At 51.0% G+C, this 17,632-nt stretch carries 19 protein-coding genes and 1 tRNA gene; 11 read left to right on the forward strand and 9 right to left on the reverse strand.

What is annotated here, in order from left to right; all coding sequences use genetic code 11:
* Positions 1-48 precede the first annotated feature (48 nt).
* Positions 49-648, forward strand: coding sequence for a helix-turn-helix domain-containing protein (locus tag M2374_RS12195; protein ID WP_096758603.1), 600 nt, complete (start codon positions 49-51; stop codon positions 646-648).
* Between the two features lie 30 nt (positions 649-678).
* On the opposite strand, the gene ecnB is transcribed toward M2374_RS12195, so the two are convergent.
* From ecnB to efp, 3 genes are all read right to left on the reverse strand, one after another.
* Positions 679-825, reverse strand: coding sequence for a lipoprotein toxin entericidin B (gene ecnB, locus M2374_RS12200; protein WP_096758604.1), 147 nt, complete (start codon positions 823-825; stop codon positions 679-681).
* Between the two features lie 107 nt (positions 826-932).
* Positions 933-1,067, reverse strand: coding sequence for a lipoprotein antitoxin entericidin A (gene ecnA, locus M2374_RS12205; RefSeq protein WP_043018154.1), 135 nt, complete (start codon positions 1,065-1,067; stop codon positions 933-935).
* A 56-nt stretch (positions 1,068-1,123) separates the two neighbouring features.
* Positions 1,124-1,690, reverse strand: a complete 567-nt coding sequence (efp, locus tag M2374_RS12210; protein WP_096758605.1) for an elongation factor P — start codon at positions 1,688-1,690, stop codon at positions 1,124-1,126.
* A gap of 40 nt (positions 1,691-1,730) precedes the next feature.
* Between efp and epmB the strand changes: the two genes are divergently transcribed.
* A complete protein-coding gene (gene epmB, locus M2374_RS12215) occupies positions 1,731-2,759 on the forward strand; it encodes an EF-P beta-lysylation protein EpmB (protein ID WP_096758606.1) in 1,029 nt (342 codons plus the stop codon).
* A 183-nt stretch (positions 2,760-2,942) separates the two neighbouring features.
* A complete protein-coding gene (yjeJ, locus tag M2374_RS12220; protein ID WP_137400507.1) occupies positions 2,943-3,806 on the forward strand; it encodes a YjeJ family protein in 864 nt (287 codons plus the stop codon).
* Between the two features lie 88 nt (positions 3,807-3,894).
* On the opposite strand, the gene M2374_RS12225 is transcribed toward yjeJ, so the two are convergent.
* From M2374_RS12225 to M2374_RS12235, 3 genes are all read right to left on the reverse strand, one after another.
* Positions 3,895-4,248 carry a DUF4156 domain-containing protein gene (locus M2374_RS12225; protein ID WP_042999161.1) on the reverse strand — a complete coding sequence of 118 codons (354 nt, stop codon included), beginning with the start codon at positions 4,246-4,248 and terminating at the stop codon, positions 3,895-3,897.
* A gap of 186 nt (positions 4,249-4,434) precedes the next feature.
* A complete protein-coding gene (gene groL, locus M2374_RS12230; RefSeq protein WP_096758608.1) occupies positions 4,435-6,081 on the reverse strand; it encodes a chaperonin GroEL in 1,647 nt (548 codons plus the stop codon).
* Positions 6,082-6,124: 43 nt separating this feature from the next.
* Entirely contained in the window at positions 6,125-6,418 is a 294-nt protein-coding gene (locus M2374_RS12235; protein ID WP_000027827.1) for a co-chaperone GroES, read from the reverse strand.
* Positions 6,419-6,693: 275 nt separating this feature from the next.
* Between M2374_RS12235 and yjeH the strand changes: the two genes are divergently transcribed.
* Positions 6,694-7,956: an L-methionine/branched-chain amino acid transporter gene (yjeH, locus tag M2374_RS12240; RefSeq protein WP_181688545.1), complete on the forward strand. Its 1,263-nt coding sequence runs from the start codon at positions 6,694-6,696 to the stop codon at positions 7,954-7,956.
* Between the two features lie 53 nt (positions 7,957-8,009).
* Here the strand turns inward: yjeH and M2374_RS12245 are convergent, their stop codons facing one another.
* Positions 8,010-8,489 (reverse strand): FxsA family protein, encoded by a 480-nt coding sequence (locus M2374_RS12245; RefSeq protein WP_115259635.1) that lies wholly within the window; start codon positions 8,487-8,489, stop codon positions 8,010-8,012.
* 339 nt (positions 8,490-8,828) lie between these two features.
* Here M2374_RS12245 and aspA point away from each other — a divergent pair, with 339 nt between their 5' ends.
* The 5 genes from aspA (at position 8,829) to M2374_RS12270 (ending at position 14,453) form a co-directional block, all read left to right on the forward strand.
* Positions 8,829-10,265: an aspartate ammonia-lyase gene (aspA, locus tag M2374_RS12250; protein ID WP_096758611.1), complete on the forward strand. Its 1,437-nt coding sequence runs from the start codon at positions 8,829-8,831 to the stop codon at positions 10,263-10,265.
* 114 nt (positions 10,266-10,379) lie between these two features.
* On the forward strand, positions 10,380-11,681 hold the full coding sequence (gene dcuA / locus M2374_RS12255) for an anaerobic C4-dicarboxylate transporter DcuA (protein WP_115259636.1): 1,302 nt from the start codon (positions 10,380-10,382) through the stop codon (positions 11,679-11,681).
* 128 nt (positions 11,682-11,809) lie between these two features.
* On the forward strand, positions 11,810-12,157 hold the full coding sequence (gene cutA, locus M2374_RS12260; RefSeq protein WP_181688546.1) for a divalent cation tolerance protein CutA: 348 nt from the start codon (positions 11,810-11,812) through the stop codon (positions 12,155-12,157).
* Positions 12,133-13,842, forward strand: a complete 1,710-nt coding sequence (locus M2374_RS12265) for a protein-disulfide reductase DsbD (protein WP_181688547.1) — start codon at positions 12,133-12,135, stop codon at positions 13,840-13,842. Before cutA ends, M2374_RS12265 begins: the two co-directional genes overlap by 25 nt.
* Before the next feature lie 35 nt (positions 13,843-13,877).
* On the forward strand, positions 13,878-14,453 hold the full coding sequence (locus M2374_RS12270; RefSeq protein ID WP_115259638.1) for a transcriptional regulator: 576 nt from the start codon (positions 13,878-13,880) through the stop codon (positions 14,451-14,453).
* On the opposite strand, the gene M2374_RS12275 is transcribed toward M2374_RS12270, so the two are convergent.
* Positions 14,450-15,040 (reverse strand): LysE family translocator, encoded by a 591-nt coding sequence (locus M2374_RS12275; protein WP_115259639.1) that lies wholly within the window; start codon positions 15,038-15,040, stop codon positions 14,450-14,452. The genes M2374_RS12270 and M2374_RS12275 overlap by 4 nt on opposite strands.
* 36 nt (positions 15,041-15,076) lie before the next feature.
* Entirely contained in the window at positions 15,077-15,922 is an 846-nt protein-coding gene (locus M2374_RS12280; RefSeq protein WP_137400510.1) for an AraC family transcriptional regulator, read from the reverse strand.
* A gap of 169 nt (positions 15,923-16,091) precedes the next feature.
* Between M2374_RS12280 and M2374_RS12285 the strand changes: the two genes are divergently transcribed.
* Positions 16,092-16,167, forward strand: a tRNA-Phe gene (locus M2374_RS12285).
* Positions 16,168-16,363: 196 nt separating this feature from the next.
* Positions 16,364-17,629 (forward strand): integrase arm-type DNA-binding domain-containing protein, encoded by a 1,266-nt coding sequence (locus M2374_RS12290; protein WP_032170149.1) that lies wholly within the window; start codon positions 16,364-16,366, stop codon positions 17,627-17,629.
* The last annotated feature ends 3 nt before the right edge of the window (positions 17,630-17,632 follow it).

Here is a 17,632-nt window from a genome sequence, read left to right on the forward strand (position 1 = left end):
TTCTGAAGTCAGGAAGCCGTTTTCCCCACTTCTGAATGCGAAAAGTTTATGCATAAAATTTTAGTGATTGACCGGTGCCACTTTACCCGTACAGGGGTCGAGGCCTTGCTTAATCATTCTGGTAGGTTTAATTCGTCGTTTCTGGTATCAGGAATCAATAACCTCTTACTGGCAAAAGAACATATTTCGCAGTGGAAACCGCATCTGGTGATCGCGGATTTATATGGTTTTCTCAGCGATGTACATGCCAGTCCGCCGATTGCGCCTTTTTTTATGAGCTGTGGTCTGATCCCCCTGATTTTACTGCAATCAGGAGACAGAAAGCCTGTACCCGCTCACAACCCGCAATACGCCGTCCATTCGGTATTATCCAAACGCACTACGCTCTCTGAGTTGTCAGACAGTATTCAGGATGCTCTCTGCGTTCGTCCTGCGCTAAAGACCACTAAAAACGCGACACCGCTGCTTACGCCGCAGGAAGAGAAAGTACTGTCGATGTGGATGGATGGCGTGAGTAACACTGCGATAGCCTCGGCACTCGGCATTCATGGCAAGACGGTTTACACCTATAAACGCAACATTCGCATCAAGCTGCATTTAGGAAACCGCTTTTCACCGTTTCTGTCGCTACCCGAGAAAATGAATTAACGGTACGACAGAGCGTCGTACCGTTCATGATTATTGCTGAGCTTTTGTCGCTGCACCAGAGATTGCGCTACCGCCTTCAGAAATATCCTGCCCAACACCTTTTGTTGTATTACACGCAGTCAACACTGAAGAAAGAACCAACACAGAAAAGAGCGCTGCAATTGTCTTTTTAACCATAACGTCTTCCTTTTCTAGCCAATATTGTTTGTGTATAGCTACTTAATGATAGACAAGATCCGGAAGGATGACGGAAAAACGCATATTTTTAAGACAATATGACAGGCTCAACTGGCCGCGTGAGAGATGGAATTACCAAGATGTTTGATGTCTTCACCGAAGCCACGTGCGGTATTACAGCCCGTCAGGAGTGTGCTGGTGAACAGGATAAGCATTACAAGACCGAGAAGACGTTTCATCATTCCTGCCCTGGAAAAGTATGGCGCAGCAGCCTGCGCCATCGATCAAATAGGATGTATTACTTAACGCGGGAAACGTATTCGCCTGAACGCGTATCCACTTTGATCACTTCGCCGATCTGTACGAACAGCGGAACTTTAACAACTGCGCCGGTAGACAGCGTCGCTGGTTTGCCACCCGTACCCGCGGTGTCACCTTTCAGACCCGGGTCAGTTTCAACGATTTCCAGCTCAACAAAGTTCGGTGGGGTCACGGAGATAGGCTGACCATTCCACAGGGTCACGATGCACTCAGCCTGATCCAACAGCCATTTAGCGCTATCGCCTACCGCTTTCGCGTCAGCAGCCAGCTGTTCGAAAGTGGAGTTGTTCATGAAATGATAGAACTCACCGTCGTTGTACAGGTAAGTCAGGTTCATATCTACAACGTCTGCGCCTTCAGCGGAGTCGGTGGATTTGAAGGTTTTCTCTACACGAGTACCGGTCAGCAGGCGGCGCAGCTTAACGCGCGCGAAAGCCTGGCCTTTACCCGGTTTAACGAATTCACTGGCTTCAACCGCATAAGGTTCGCCGTCCATCATGATTTTAAGACCGGCACGAAAATCGTTGCTATAGTAAGTCGCCATAAGGCCCTCTGAAATTGTTAACTGGTAGCTTAGCCACAAAATGGCGCATATTGTAACCCTAAACACCCCATCCAGAGAAGATTGGTTAGTACAACTTGCCGATGTTCTCACCGATCCGGATGAACTATTACGTCTTTTGAATATAGACGCTGATGAAAATATGCTCGCAGGTCGTGAGGCAAAACGTCTTTTTGCCCTGCGCGTCCCGCGATCGTTTATCGCGCGGATGGAAAAAGGCAACCCCAACGATCCGCTGCTGCGCCAGGTACTCACCTCCCAAGATGAATTTGTCGCCGCGCCAGGATTCTCGACCGACCCGCTGGAAGAACAGCACAGCGTCGTGCCGGGATTACTACATAAGTATCGCAATCGGGCGTTGCTGCTGGTAAAAGGCGGATGCGCGGTCAACTGTCGCTACTGCTTCCGTCGCCATTTCCCTTATGCCGATAATCAGGGGAATAAGCGTAACTGGCAGATTGCATTAGATTACATCGCGGCGCACCCGGAGCTGGATGAGATTATCTTCTCCGGCGGCGATCCGTTAATGGCCAAAGACCACGAACTGGACTGGTTGCTCACGCAACTGGAAGCCATCCCACATATTAAGCGCCTGCGTATTCACAGCCGTTTGCCGATTGTCATCCCGGCGCGAATTACCGACGGATTGGTCGAGCGTTTTGCTCACTCTTCTCTGCAAGTTCTGCTGGTGAATCACATTAACCACGCCAACGAAATTGATGAGACATTTCGTCAGGCGATGGCAAAACTGCGTCGGATTGGCGTCACACTGCTCAACCAAAGCGTGTTATTGCGCGGCGTGAACGATAACGCCCAGACGCTGGCGAATCTTAGCAACGCGCTATTTGATGCCGGCGTGATGCCCTATTACCTGCACGTGCTGGATAAGGTGCAAGGGGCCGCACACTTTATGGTCAGCGACGATGAAGCGCGTCAAATCATGCGAGAACTGTTGACGCTGGTGTCTGGCTATATGGTCCCCAAACTGGCGCGTGAAATTGGCGGAGAGCCCAGTAAAACACCGCTGGATCTGCAATTACGTCAGCAATAATCCAAATGAGTGTCCGTTTTCGGACACTCACTGCCAAATAATATAATTTCAATTTATTCAGTCCTTCTCTGACTTTTAATTTATGTTATTTTAGCGATAGCTATCTTTTAATATATTTATAAATCATATAAATAGATCAATATTTAGTTTTCCGTTGAATATTAGGTGAGAGAGAGAACCGCCGTGGCTATAACGATTAAAGGTATTAATACGGGCATTATTCGTCAAAAAAATGAGTTCATTGCGCTGGCATTAAAGATAAAGGAACCCAGAAATAAAGAGTCGCTGTTTTTTCTGTCACCATTAGGGCTACGAGACCTGCTTATCGCGCTGGAGAGCAGATTGCATACCAAGCACCTTTTGGGCGAGGATGCGCGTCTGCAGTATGAAAAAGCACGTGACAAAGTCAGTCAAAAAATGCATGAAAACATGCCATTAATGCAGGAGGATGAACTTAAAAATGCGGATATTAATCGTCGGATAAATTCACTGGCATTAGTAAGCGACGAAGGCGAAAACTTAACACTCTCTCTTACACTGCATAATGGTCGAGTTTGTGAGCTATTAATTAATGAACTACAAATTACGGTACTGGCACATGCAATTATTCACGCAATAAATAATGCAGGGATGCGCGAATTAGCACTGCGTATCACATCGTTATTAGATTTCCTGCCTCTATACGACATTGATTGCCTGGATAACGATAATCTTGAATACGATGCCTATACACAATCAGAATGGAAACATAATCTGTTTAATCATTATCTGGCTGTCATCTATCGCTATAAAGACAAAGCAGGGAAAGTTCGGTTCTGTGGTTCAGTGGTGAAAACTCGAGCCCCTTCGGATGATAAAGACGTAGAAGCGATCTCTCGTCGGCTTATCGACTTCAGCCCACGGCTAAAAAAACTGGCCGGTGTACCGTGCAAAGTGTTTGTCAGAACACTCACGGGGGATAAAACACAAAAGCTGACACAGGATCAGTGCCTGCGCGCGCTGCATCATTTACGCCTACAGTCTGCCAGTAAAGCGCAGAATGCCTGATGGCGCTGCGCTTATCAGGCCTACGCTTATGTGTACCGTAGGCCGGATAAGACGCTTCAGCGTCGCCATCCGGCATCAACAGCGTTTATCAATTAGGGCACTTATAAACCTGACCAATCATCTCGCTGGCGGTTGGGACAAAACTCGACAACATACCTTGTGATGGGCTGCTTACACCATAAATCACATTACCGCCCATTGCCGCAGCCTGGTTACGCAGATCGTTCGCCGCGCCGCGCATAGAGCCGCCCTCTTCGCCGTGCTGACCAGAAAGCCAGTTGCTCTGCTTACCTGTTGCGGTACCAATCAGCTGGCACTCGGCACCTGGCTTCTCTTCAACGAAGCGTACGCTTTGTCCGGCTGAACTCAGTTCGTTGCTGGAGCTACAACCCGCCATCAGTAGCGCGGCACCAACGATCCCTGCTAAATATTTCACGTGCATGTTATTCCCCATAATCAATGCGCTGGACGTTTTGTCCGTAGCTGAATCATATACTAAAAAGATGACCAAAAGAAAAACCCCCGGACATTTCTGCCCGGGGGTTTCTCATTTTTCGCGAGATGCGTATTTAATCAAATAATTCAAGTTGCAGCCAACGAACCTGCGGCTTGAAGTATGAAGATTAAATTACATCATGCCGCCCATTCCGCCCATGCCGCCCATACCACCAGCAGCACCTAAGTCAGCGGAATCGCCTTTCGGCAGGTCGGTTACCATGCACTCGGTGGTGATCATCAGACCCGCAACAGAAGCCGCGTACTGCAGAGCAGAACGGGTTACTTTAGTCGGATCCAGGATACCCATGTCGATCATGTTGCCGTATTCTTCAGTTGCAGCGTTGTAACCGTAGTTACCGTCACCCGCTTTCACGGTGTTAGCGACAACAGACGGTTCTTCGCCGCAGTTCAGAACGATCTGACGCAGCGGGGATTCCATTGCGCGCAGCGCAACTTTGATACCCACGTTCTGGTCTTCGTTCTGACCACGCAGTTCGCTCAGTTTGGATGCTACGCGGATCAGCGCAACACCACCACCAGCAACCACGCCTTCTTCTACCGCAGCACGGGTCGCGTGCAGGGCATCTTCAACGCGTGCTTTCTTCTCTTTCATTTCAACTTCGGTAGCAGCACCCACTTTGATGACTGCAACGCCGCCTGCCAGTTTCGCTACGCGCTCCTGCAGTTTTTCACGGTCGTAGTCAGAAGTTGCTTCTTCGATCTGCTGGCGAATCTGGGTTACACGACCCTGGATTGCCGCTTCTTCGCCCACACCATCGATGATGGTGGTGGTGTCTTTGTTGATCACAACGCGTTTTGCCTGGCCCAGATCTTCCAGGGTCGCTTTTTCCAGCTCCATACCGATCTCTTCAGAGATAACGGTACCGCCGGTCAGGGTCGCGATATCCTGCAGCATAGCTTTACGGCGGTCGCCGAAGCCAGGTGCTTTAACCGCAGCCACTTTCACGATGCCACGCATGGTGTTAACGACCAGGGTAGCCAGCGCTTCGCCTTCAACATCTTCAGCAATGATCAGCAGCGGTTTGCCTGCTTTCGCAACGGCTTCCAGAACCGGCAGCATTTCGCGGATGTTGGAGATTTTCTTATCAGCCAGCAGGATGAACGGCGTTTCCAGTTCTACTGCGCCCGTTTCCGGCTTGTTGATGAAGTAAGGAGACAGGTAGCCACGGTCGAACTGCATACCTTCAACTACGTCCAGTTCGTCCTGCAGACCGGTACCGTCTTCAACGGTGATCACGCCTTCTTTACCGACTTTGTCCATCGCTTCAGCGATCAGTTTACCTACGGTTTCGTCGGAGTTAGCGGAGATGGTACCAACCTGAGCAATCGCTTTAGAGTCGGAGCACGGTACGGACAGGGCTTTCAGTTCTTCAACCGCAGCAGCGACAGCTTTGTCGATACCACGTTTCAGATCCATCGGGTTCATACCCGCAGCAACAGCCTTCAGGCCTTCAGTGATGATGGACTGAGCCAGTACGGTCGCAGTAGTCGTACCGTCACCTGCAGCGTCGTTCGCTTTAGAGGCAACTTCTTTCACCATCTGCGCGCCCATGTTTTCGAACTTGTCTTCCAGCTCGATTTCACGTGCTACGGAAACACCATCTTTAGTGATAGCTGGGGCACCGAAAGATTTATCCAGAACCACGTTACGGCCTTTCGGACCGAGGGTAACTTTTACTGCGTCTGCCAGTACGTTCACGCCGCGCAGCATTTTCACACGAGCGTCGTTACCGAATTTTACGTCTTTAGCTGCCATTTTCTCTTTCCCTTAAATTCGTATGTTCAGTGTCGTTCGCGGATTAAGCTTCAACAATCGCCAGGATGTCACTTTCAGACATGATCAACACTTCTTCATTGTCGATCTTCTCAGATTTAACACCGTAGCCATCGTTGAAAATGACGATATCGCCAACTTTCACGTCCAGCGGCTGTACGGTACCGTTGTCCAGGATGCGACCCTTACCGACAGCGATGATTTCGCCACGAGTTGATTTACCCGCTGCGGAACCGGTCAGTACGATGCCGCCAGCAGATTTGGATTCAACTTCTTTACGTTTGACGATCACACGATCATGTAACGGACGAATACTCATTGATAGCTCTCCTTTGAGAAAGTCTTTATCAGTTATGGGTGGCGCCGGCCCGTGAACGGTTTACCGGCTAGTGACCAGAGAGATGGGGATGGGGTTTTCTCCCTTCAAGGGGGCAAGCGAAAATTTTTTTTTATCAGGAGAAAATCCCGCCAAAACACCGACACACCTCACATTTAATACCGATTTCAGTCACGTCGTCATAAGCAAATCCGATTGTGATACCATCGAAAATCTGCGCTGTAGCCTATTTAACGGGCATAATCGGATAACAATTTATGAGTGGACTGAAGCAAGAGCTGGGGCTGGCTCAGGGCATTGGCCTGTTGTCGACATCATTGTTAGGGACAGGCGTTTTTGCTGTTCCCGCATTGGCTGCCCTGGTGGCGGGTAACAATAGCCTGTGGGCCTGGCCGGTCCTCATTCTTCTAGTCTTCCCCGTAGCGATTGTCTTTGCCGTGCTCGGTCGCCATTACCCCAGCGCCGGCGGTGTGGCACATTTTGTCGGCATGGCCTTTGGCTCTCGCCTGGAGCGTGTTACCGGCTGGCTGTTTTTATCGGTGATTCCGGTCGGGCTGCCAGCGGCATTGCACATTGCCGCCGGATTCGGTCAAGCCATGTTTGGCTGGCATGGCTGGCAGCTTTTGTTGGCAGAACTCGGTACGCTGGCGTTGGTTTGGTATGTGGGTTCCCGCGGTGCCAGCTCCAGTGCAAACCTGCAAACGGTTATCGCCGGGCTGATTGTTGCCCTGATCGTTGGCATCTGGTGGGCGGGTGAACTTAAACCCGGCGAAATCCCCTTTCCTGCCATTACCGATGTTGAACTGCCTGGGCTATTCGCGGCGCTGTCGGTGATGTTCTGGTGTTTTGTTGGTCTTGAAGCATTCGCACACCTGGCCTCGGAGTTCAAAAAACCGGAGCGAGACTTTCCCCGTGCACTGATGATCGGCCTGCTACTGGCCGGTTCAGTCTACTGGGCATGTACGGTCGTGGTACTACATTTTGGCGCCTATGGTGAGCAAATGGCTGCGGCAGCATCGCTACCTAATATTGTCGTGCAACTGTTTGGCGTACAAGCTCTGTGGGTAGCCTGCATCATTGGTTATCTGGCCTGCTTTGCCAGCCTGAACATTTATATTCAGAGTTTCTCCCGCCTGGTGTGGTCGCAAGCGCAATATAAGCCGGAGAGTTACCTGGCTCGCTTGTCCCCTCGCCATCTTCCGCGCAATGCTTTGAACGCGGTGTTAGCTTGCTGCGTGGTCAGCACATTGTGCATCTATATACTGCAAATCAACCTTGATGCATTAATCATCTATGCCAACGGCATCTTTATTATGATTTATCTGCTGTGCATGCTGGCAGGGTGCCGACTGCTAAAAGGACATTATCGTGCGTTGGCGGTGATTGGCTGTCTGTTGTGCCTGTTGCTGCTGGCAATGGTTGGCTGGAAGAGTCTGTATGCACTGGTTATGCTGGCTGGACTGTGGTTGTTTTTACCCCGCAGGCCGGATAAGGCCGTTACACCGCAATCCGGCAAGTAAAGCCTCGTTGCCGGATGATGCCGCTCACACGGCGTATCCGGCCTACAACGTCATTAATCCCGACGGTCGTCGTCTTTATGATCAAGGCGGTTGCGCTCATCATCTTTACGCTGGAACTCACCGTCAAAGGTCTCGCCCCCACCAGTTCCTGCACTAAAGCCGCCCCCCGGCATACGAGAAAAGCGCAGGTGCGGCAGCAGCTTCATGGTCAGATGCTTCTGCACCGGAGGTAATAAAAGAAGAAGACCAAGGAAATCGGTGAAGAAGCCCGGCAGCACCAGCAGCAAACCAGCAATAATCAGCGACACGCTCTTGATCATTTCTTCAGCAGGACTTTCACCCGCCGCCATTTTTTGTTGCATCAACAAAAAGTTCTTAAACCCTTGGTTACGAACCAGAGACATACCGATAACCGAGGTAAAAATGACCAAAATCAGCGTCATCAGAACACCCATAACATGGGCAACCTGAATGAAAATAGATATCTCTATGTAAACATAGAGAAAAATGGCAAGTAATGGTATCCAGCGCAAAGGACTCTCCTGTAAATAACAGCCGTTTTCGCCACGTCTGTCCGAATGGTTATGTGACTCGCATCGGAAAGATGTGGGGGGAATTAGCAAAATTTCAAGCGGGTTCTACACTTATTTTTGGTATTAATCCTAAAGGGGTGATCTATTTCACAGAATAATAATTAAGGGGTAATTTCCGCGTTTTAAGTGATCCAGATTACGGTAGAAATCCTGAACCAGCATATGATCTCGGGTATCAGACCGATGCAGGGGATAATCGTCGGTCGAGAAACAATCGAAATCACATATATCCTGTGTGTTTAGTAAAAAATCATTGGCAGCTTGAAAAAGAAGGTTCACATGTTAAACAACATTCGTATCGAAGAAGACTTGTTGGGTACCAGGGAAGTTCCAGCGGACGCCTACTACGGTGTTCATACTCTGAGAGCGATTGAAAACTTCTACATTAGCAACAACAAAATCAGCGATATCCCTGAATTTGTTCGCGGTATGGTAATGGTGAAAAAGGCAGCGGCCCTGGCCAACAAAGAGCTGCAAACCATTCCTAAGAGTGTGGCAAATGCCATCATCGCAGCATGTGATGAAGTTCTGAATAACGGAAAATGCATGGATCAGTTCCCGGTAGATGTTTACCAGGGTGGTGCGGGTACCTCCGTCAACATGAACACCAACGAAGTGCTGGCCAATATCGGTCTGGAACTGATGGGTCACCAGAAAGGTGAATATCAGTACCTGAATCCGAACGACCACGTGAACAAATGTCAGTCTACCAACGACGCTTATCCGACCGGCTTCCGTATCGCTGTTTACGCATCCATCATCAAACTGATTGATGCCCTTAACCAACTGCGTGAAGGCTTCGAACAAAAAGCTGTTGAATTCCAGGACATCCTGAAAATGGGTCGTACCCAGTTGCAGGATGCTGTACCGATGACTCTCGGTCAGGAATTCCGTGCTTTCAGCGTTCTGTTGAAAGAAGAAGTGAAGAACATTGGCCGTACTGCTGAGCTGCTGCTGGAAGTTAACCTCGGCGCAACCGCAATCGGTACAGGTCTGAACACCCCGAAAGAGTACTCTCCGCTGGCTGTACAGAAACTGGCTGAAGTGACTGGTTTTGCCTGTGTTCCGGCTGAAGACCTGATTGAAGCAACGTCCGACTGTGGCGCATACGTTATGGTGCACAGCGCACTGAAACGTCTGGCTGTTAAGATGTCCAAAATCTGTAACGACCTGCGTTTGCTCTCCTCTGGCCCACGTGCCGGCCTGAACGAGATCAACCTGCCGGAACTGCAGGCGGGCTCTTCCATCATGCCAGCAAAAGTAAACCCGGTTATCCCGGAAGTCGTCAACCAGGTGTGCTTTAAAGTCATCGGTAACGACATCACCGTCACCATGGCGTCTGAAGCAGGTCAGCTGCAGTTGAACGTTATGGAACCGGTTATTGGCCAGGCGATGTTTGAATCTATCCACATCCTGAGCAACGCTTGCTATAACCTGCTGGAAAAATGCGTTAGCGGCATTACGGCTAACAAAGAAGTGTGTGAAGCATTCGTGTATAACTCTATCGGTATCGTGACCTATCTGAACCCGTTCATCGGTCACCACAACGGCGATATCGTCGGTAAAATCTGTGCCGAAACCGGTAAGAGCGTGCGTGAAGTTGTCCTTGAACGTGGCCTGCTGACCGAAGCTGAGCTGGACGATATCTTCTCTGCTCAGAACCTGATGCACCCTGCTTATAAAGCAAAACGTTATACTGATGAAAGCGAACAGTAATCGTGTAGGGTAGTACCAGAGAAGGCACGTCAGATGACGTGCCTTTTTTCTTGCACGAAGTTACTTAAAAACAACAATTTAATATCAACTTGTTAAACAACAAGGAAGGCTAATATGATAGTTTTAGAACTTATCATCGTTTTGCTGGCAATCTTTTTAGGTGCCAGACTTGGGGGTATCGGTATTGGATTTGCAGGTGGGCTGGGTGTTCTGGTTCTCGCCGCTATTGGCGTAAAACCGGGTAACATTCCGTTCGATGTTATTTCCATTATCATGGCGGTCATCGCTGCCATTTCTGCTATGCAGATTGCAGGTGGTCTGGACTATTTGGTTCACCAAACTGAAAAACTGCTGCGTAAGAACCCAAAATACATCACGATCCTTGCACCGATTGTGACCTATTTCCTGACTATCTTTGCAGGTACAGGCAACATCTCTCTGGCAACGCTGCCGGTTATCGCTGAAGTGGCGAAGGAACAAGGCATCAAACCTTGCCGTCCGCTGTCTACTGCAGTGGTTTCTGCACAGATTGCGATTACTGCGTCGCCAATCTCCGCAGCTGTGGTGTACATGTCTTCCGTCATGGAAGGTCATGGCATCAGCTACATCCACCTGCTGTCCGTGGTCATTCCGTCCACGCTGCTGGCGGTACTGGTGATGTCCTTCCTGGTCACTATGCTGTTCAACTCCAAGCTGTCTGACGATCCGATTTACCGTAAACGTCTGGAAGAAGGCCTGGTCGAACTGCGCGGTGAAAGACAAGTTGAAATCAAAGCGGGCGCAAAAACCTCCGTATGGTTGTTCCTGCTGGGCGTAGTTTGCGTGGTGGCTTACGCCATTATCAACAGCCCAAGCCTCGGTCTGGTCGCTAAACCGCTGATGAACACCACCAACGCCATCCTGATCATCATGCTGAGCATCGCGACGCTGACCACGATCATCTGCCGCGTTGAAACGGACTCTATCCTGAACTCCAGCACCTTCAAAGCCGGTATGAGCGCCTGTATTTGTATCCTGGGCGTTGCATGGCTGGGTGATACTTTCGTCTCTCATAACATTGACTGGATCAAAGAGACTGCAGGTAGCGTCATTCAGGGTCATCCGTGGCTGCTGGCTGTCATCTTCTTCTTTGCTTCTGCACTGCTGTACTCTCAGGCAGCAACGGCAAAAGCTCTGATGCCGATGGCTCTGGCACTGAACGTTTCTCCGTTGACCGCTGTCGCATCCTTCGCGGCTGTTTCTGGCCTGTTCATTCTGCCAACTTACCCAACGCTGGTTGCGGCGGTTCAGATGGATGACACCGGGACAACCCGTATCGGTAAATTCGTCTTTAACCATCCGTTCTTCATCCCGGGTACGCTGGGTGTGGTACTGGCTGTCTGCTTCGGCTTCCTGCTGGGCAGCTTCATGCTGTAAGTTTTACCTGCAGGGCGCCTGTGCGCCCTGCAGTTCCTCTCTCCCGTCTCGCTTTGACTAACATCCTTCTTCCGTCCGTTGTATAGTGACACCTCTCTTGCTGGTTACTCTGTGCTTTCGAGGTGTTTATGCTTGATGTAAAGAATCAGGATATCTCCATCCCCGATACCGTTGTCGTGCTCTGTACCGCCCCGGATGAAGCAACAGCTCAGGATCTGGCCGCTAAAGTACTGGCGGAAAAACTGGCCGTCTGCGTCACACTGCTGCCCGGCGCTACCTCCCTCTATTATTGGGAAGGCAAGCTGGAGCAGGAATATGAAGTCCAGATGATCTTAAAAACCGCAGTTTCACACCAGCAAGCACTTCTCGATTGCCTGAAGTCACATCACCCGTACCAAACACCTGAACTTCTGGTTTTACCCGTCACTCACGGAGATTTTGATTACCGCTCATGGCTCAACGCATCCTTACGCTGATCCTGCTGCTCTGCAGCACATCAACTTTTGCTGGCTTATTTGACGCACCAGGTCGCTCGCAGTTTGTCCCGGCCGACCAGGCATTTGTGTTCGATTTTCAGCAAAACCAACACGCTCTGAACCTCTCCTGGCAGGTCAAAGACGGCTATTATCTTTATCGTAAACAGATAAGCATAACCCCATCTCAGGCCGAGACTGCCGAGGTAAAATTGCCGCCCGGGGTCTGGCATGAAGATGAGTTTTACGGCAAAAGTGAAATTTATCGTCAGCAGTTGACTATCCCTGTCACCGTCAAGCAGGCTGCTGCGGGTGCGACGCTAACGGTTACCTACCAGGGCTGTGCCGACGCCGGGTTCTGTTATCCGCCTGAGACAAAAACCGTGCCGTTACGTGAAGTGGCGGCCAGTGCAGAAGCACCACCAACGACCTCTTCAGCAACGGTATCGCCAGAAGAACAACCACAACCCACGACCCAACTGCCGTTCTCCGCATTGTGGGCACTGCTGATCGGGATTGGCATTGCCTTTACACCTTGCGTCCTGCCGATGTACCCGCTGATTTCCGGTATCGTGCTAGGTGGAAAACAGCGCTTATCAACCGGACGAGCACTACTGCTAACCTTTATCTATGTCCAGGGAATGGCGCTCACCTACACCGCGCTGGGTCTGGTGGTTGCCGCTGCGGGGTTACAGTTCCAGGCGGCGCTACAGCATCCTTATGTCCTGGTTGGCCTTGCTATCGCCTTTACGCTGCTGGCTTTATCGATGTTTGGCCTGTTCACGCTACAGCTGCCTTCATCACTGCAAACACGCCTCACGTTAATGAGTAACCGTCAGCAAGGCGGCTCTCCCGGCAGCGTATTTACAATGGGGGCGATTGCCGGTCTGATCTGTTCGCCTTGCACCACCGCCCCACTGAGCGCAATTCTGCTGTATATCGCTCAGAGCGGAAACATGTGGCTAGGCGGCGGCACGCTGTATCTGTACGCGCTGGGAATGGGACTGCCCCTGATGCTCATTACCGTCTTTGGTAACCGTCTGCTACCGAAAAGCGGCCCGTGGATGGAGCATGTCAAAACCGCCTTTGGTTTTGTCATCCTGGCGCTTCCCGTATTTTTACTGGAACGTATTATCGGTGACGAGTGGGGGATCCGCTTGTGGTCGTTACTCGGCGTCGCGTTCTTTAGCTGGGCCTTCATTACCAGTCTGCAAGCCAAACGCCCATGGATGCGCCTTGTGCAAATAGCCCTGCTCGCCGCCGCTCTGGTGAGCGTACGTCCCTTGCAGGACTGGGCATACAGTACGCCGCATGCACAAACGCAGGCACATCTGAACTTCAAACCCATCGCGACGGTCGATGCGTTAAATCAGGCGCTGGCAGAGGCAAAAGGTAAGCCGGTGATGCTGGATCTGTATGCCGACTGGTGCGTAGCCTGCAAAGAATTTGAGAAATACACCTTCAGCGATCCGCTGGTTCAACAGGCATTAAGCAACACGGTATTACTGCAGGCGGACGTCACGGCAAATAATGCCCAAGATGTCACACTGCTGAAGCATCTGCAGGTTTTAGGGCTGCCAACCATTTTGTTTTTTGATGCTCAGGGTAAAGAGCAGCCAAACGCGCGGGTAACAGGCTTTATGGATGCCGCAACATTTAGCGCACATTTGCACGATCGCCAACCGTGAGCGACACTTGCAAAAGGAAAACGGAGGAGAATACCGTGCAACGTGAAGATGTCCTGGGAGAAGCCCTGAAATTACTTGAGGTGCAAGGGATAGCCAATACCACGCTGGAAATGGTGGCCGACCATATTGATTATCCGCTTGATGAGCTGCAGCGCTTCTGGCCCGATAAAGAGGCCATCTTGTACGATGCCCTGCGGTACCTTAGCCAACGGGTAGATATCTGGCGGCGTCAGCTTCTGCTTGATGACACCCTGAGCGCTGAGCAGAAGTTACTGGCTCGCTATAACGCCCTGGCCGAATGTGTGAGCAACAATCGTTACCCCGGCTGCCTGTTCATCGCCGCCTGTACCTTCTACCCTGACCCTGGCCACCCTATCCATCAACTTGCGGATCAACAAAAAAAGGCGGCACATGATTTTACCCATGAACTGCTGACGACGCTGGAAGTTGACGACCCGGCGATGGTCGCCAAACAGATGGAACTGGTGCTTGAAGGTTGCCTGAGCCGCATGCTGGTCAATCGTAGCCAGGCCGACGTGGAAACGGCACACCGGCTGGCGGAAGACATCCTGCGCTTCGCTCAATGTCGTATGGGCGGTGCGCTGACCTAAGCAAACATCCCCGCCCATGCGGAGATAAGCAGACACAGCGCCATCACCCGTTGAAAACGCACCATCGCCGTGGTGGTGCGAAACACCCTGTTTACCGCCTTACCCAGCCACGCCCAGCACAACAAGCACGCCACAGATATCAGTAAGAACCACAGCGCCATTAGCGCGACATCCCGCAGCATATGCTCACCCGTAGGGGCAAACAGACTCACCACCGCCAGCGCCATCATCCACGTTTTGGGATTGATAATCTGCAACAGTGCCGCTGCTTTGGCAGTAAAGCGATGGCGCGTTTGCCCAGCAATATTCGTTGCCGGAGCACAAAACAGCTGCCAGCTCATCCATGTCAGCCACAGTACACCCGCCCAGCTCATCACCTGGCGTACCAGCGGATACTGGCGCAGCAGTTCACCTGCACCGGCTCCAGATATCAGCACAATGGCGCTGGCGGCCACACAGCCGCTGACAAGCGCAGGCAGTGTGGCTCTCACGCCATAATGCTGACTGCTGGTCAACACAAGAATATTGGTGGGGCCTGGCGTTATCGAAGCAACAAAAGCAAACAGCAAGTACGGCATAATATTCACAGGTGACTCCTTATTATTGGAGTCCTGACTGTGCCGTTATTTATTGGAAACGTCTGGAAGGTTTGTGCACAACTTACGGTAATGTGCAGGCGTAATCCTGTACGCCCGCTGGAACCAGCGCCCAAGATGACTTTGATCGGCAAAGCCCAGCGTTGTCGCCACAGCGACGGGCTGTTCCCCTCGCGCCAGGAGCTGACGTGCTTTTGCCAGCCGCAACTGGATAAGCCAGGCATGCGGTGCCATATGGAATTCTCGCTTGAAACTGCGGGTCAGGGTAAAGCGGTCTGTCCCTGTCTCCCGTGCCAGATCGGAAAGGCCGATATTGTCGCCCATATGCGCATGCATATAGTCCCGCGCTCGATGCGCCATTGCACAACCCTGTATTTGTGATGGCAGACGCTTACGCCACCGACAATGTGCCGTGAGCTGAGTCAGCAAATTATCCATATTGCTTTGCTGCACGATACGCATTTCATCGGTATGCAGTGAACCAAATGTCTCACCAATCGCCCGAACCAGATGCGGCTCACGGGTCAGCGTTTGGTTAAAGTGCAGTGAATAGCTACCCGGAGTAGCCTCGTACAGCCCATGTAACGTGTGGGTCAGCCACTGTTCATCAAGGTAAAAGGTCAGATAGGTAAAACCGCCTGCAACCGGGGCATCACCATCATGGATTTCACCCGGTTCTAGCAGAAACGCATCACCCGGCTGGCTATGATGACGCTCCCGGCGACAGTGAAACTGCTGGGTACCGGAAAGGGTGATCCCCACCAGATAGCTGTCATGCCAGTGCGGGTCAAAGGCATGGCCTTCAAAGTGCGCCTTAATAGTCTCAATACCGGTATCGGCATGCTGTCGTAGTTCAAGCCAGTCGTTTGCCATACTGCCCTCCTCTCGCTGCCAGCATTGCCTGGTTAAATCACACCTGTCTGGAAGATTTGTGCAAACGTCAGGCATAAACGTACAGACTGCCGTAATATTAAGCGGTTGAACAGCTTTTCACGATATTTGATTGACTGCCAGGCGTGAATGCGGTTTAATGCGCCCCGTTGCCCGGATAGCTCAGTCGGTAGAGCAGGGGATTGAAAATCCCCGTGTCCTTGGTTCGATTCCGAGTCCGGGCACCAAATTCATATCAACGGACCTCCACGGAGGTCCGTTTTTGCATTCTAAGCCCGCCAAAACCAACATTCCTACAATCCCTTAACTCCACCCAACTCAATCAACTTCAACCCGCATCAAGTCCCTTGCGAGGGTACAACTGAGGGTATAGTCTGATTCGATAAAATTTATACCCCTTTTTACTATCAGGAGATACCGCCAATGGCGCTCACTGACGCTAAAATCCGTGCCGCTAAACCGGATGAAAAACCTTATAAACTTGCCGACAGCGGCAACATGTTCTTGCTCGTTCACCCTAACGGCTCTCGCTACTGGCGGCTCCGCTATCGGTTTCTGGGCAAAGAGAAAACGCTCGCTCTGGGGGTCTATCCTGAAGTCTCGTTATCAGAAGCAAGGGAAAAACGCGATACGGCGAGAAAGCTGATAGCTGAGGGAACTGACCCATGCGAACAGAAAAGGATCAAAAAGTCGGTACCCGAAACAGCTCAGACATTTGAAGGCATCGCAAGACAGTGGCATAAGAGCAACAAAAAATGGTCAGCCTCACACAATGAGAGGATACTGAAAAGCCTCGAAACTCATGTTTTCCCCTTTATTGGTTCACGTGACATTACCACCCTCAGGACTCCCGATTTACTTGTTCCCGTTAAAGCAGCCGAAGCAAAGGAGATATATGAAATCGCAGCGCGCCTTCAGCAGCGTATCACTGCAATCATGCGCTATGCTGCCCAGTCAGGCATTATCACCTATAACCCTGCCTTGGATATGGCTGGCGCGTTAACCACAGTGAAACGCCAGCACCGCCCTGCCCTCGCCTTAAATCGCATTTCAGAGCTTCTTGAACGACTGGATGCCTACAGAGGACAACCTCTCACCCGGCAGGCAACTAAACTCACCCTGCTTATCTTCATCCGTTCCAGCGAACTACGCTTTGCCAGGTGGTCTGAGATCGACTTCAAGAAAGCCATGTGGACCATTCCTCCTGAGCGGAAACCTATTGAAGGGGTCAAGTATTCCCATCGTGGCTCAAAAATGCGAACAGAGCATCTTGTGCCACTATCTACTCAGGCGGTGAATATACTGAAGCAGATCCACACTATCAGCGGAGAACATGAACTGATTTTCACCGGCGATCACAATCCATGGAAACCCATGAGTGAGAACACTGTAAATAACGCACTGCGTCTGATGGGCTATGATACAAAGGTCGATGTCTGTGGTCACGGCTTCCGGGCAATGGCCTGTAGTTCGTTGATTGAGTCAGGTCTTTGGTCCAGAGATGCGGTCGAACGTCAGATGAGCCATATGGAACGTAACACAGTGCGGGCTGCGTATATCCATAAAGCGGAACATCTGGATGAGCGAAAGCTGATGTTGCAGTGGTGGGCTGATTTTCTGGATGCTAACAGGGAACAGAGTGTCAGCCCTTTTGACTATGCAAAAATTAATAATCCTTTGAGAAGGTGACAG

The organism is Citrobacter sp. JUb117, assembly GCF_024809055.1.
In the GTDB taxonomy this organism is placed as follows: Bacteria; Pseudomonadota; Gammaproteobacteria; order Enterobacterales; family Enterobacteriaceae; genus Citrobacter; species Citrobacter gillenii.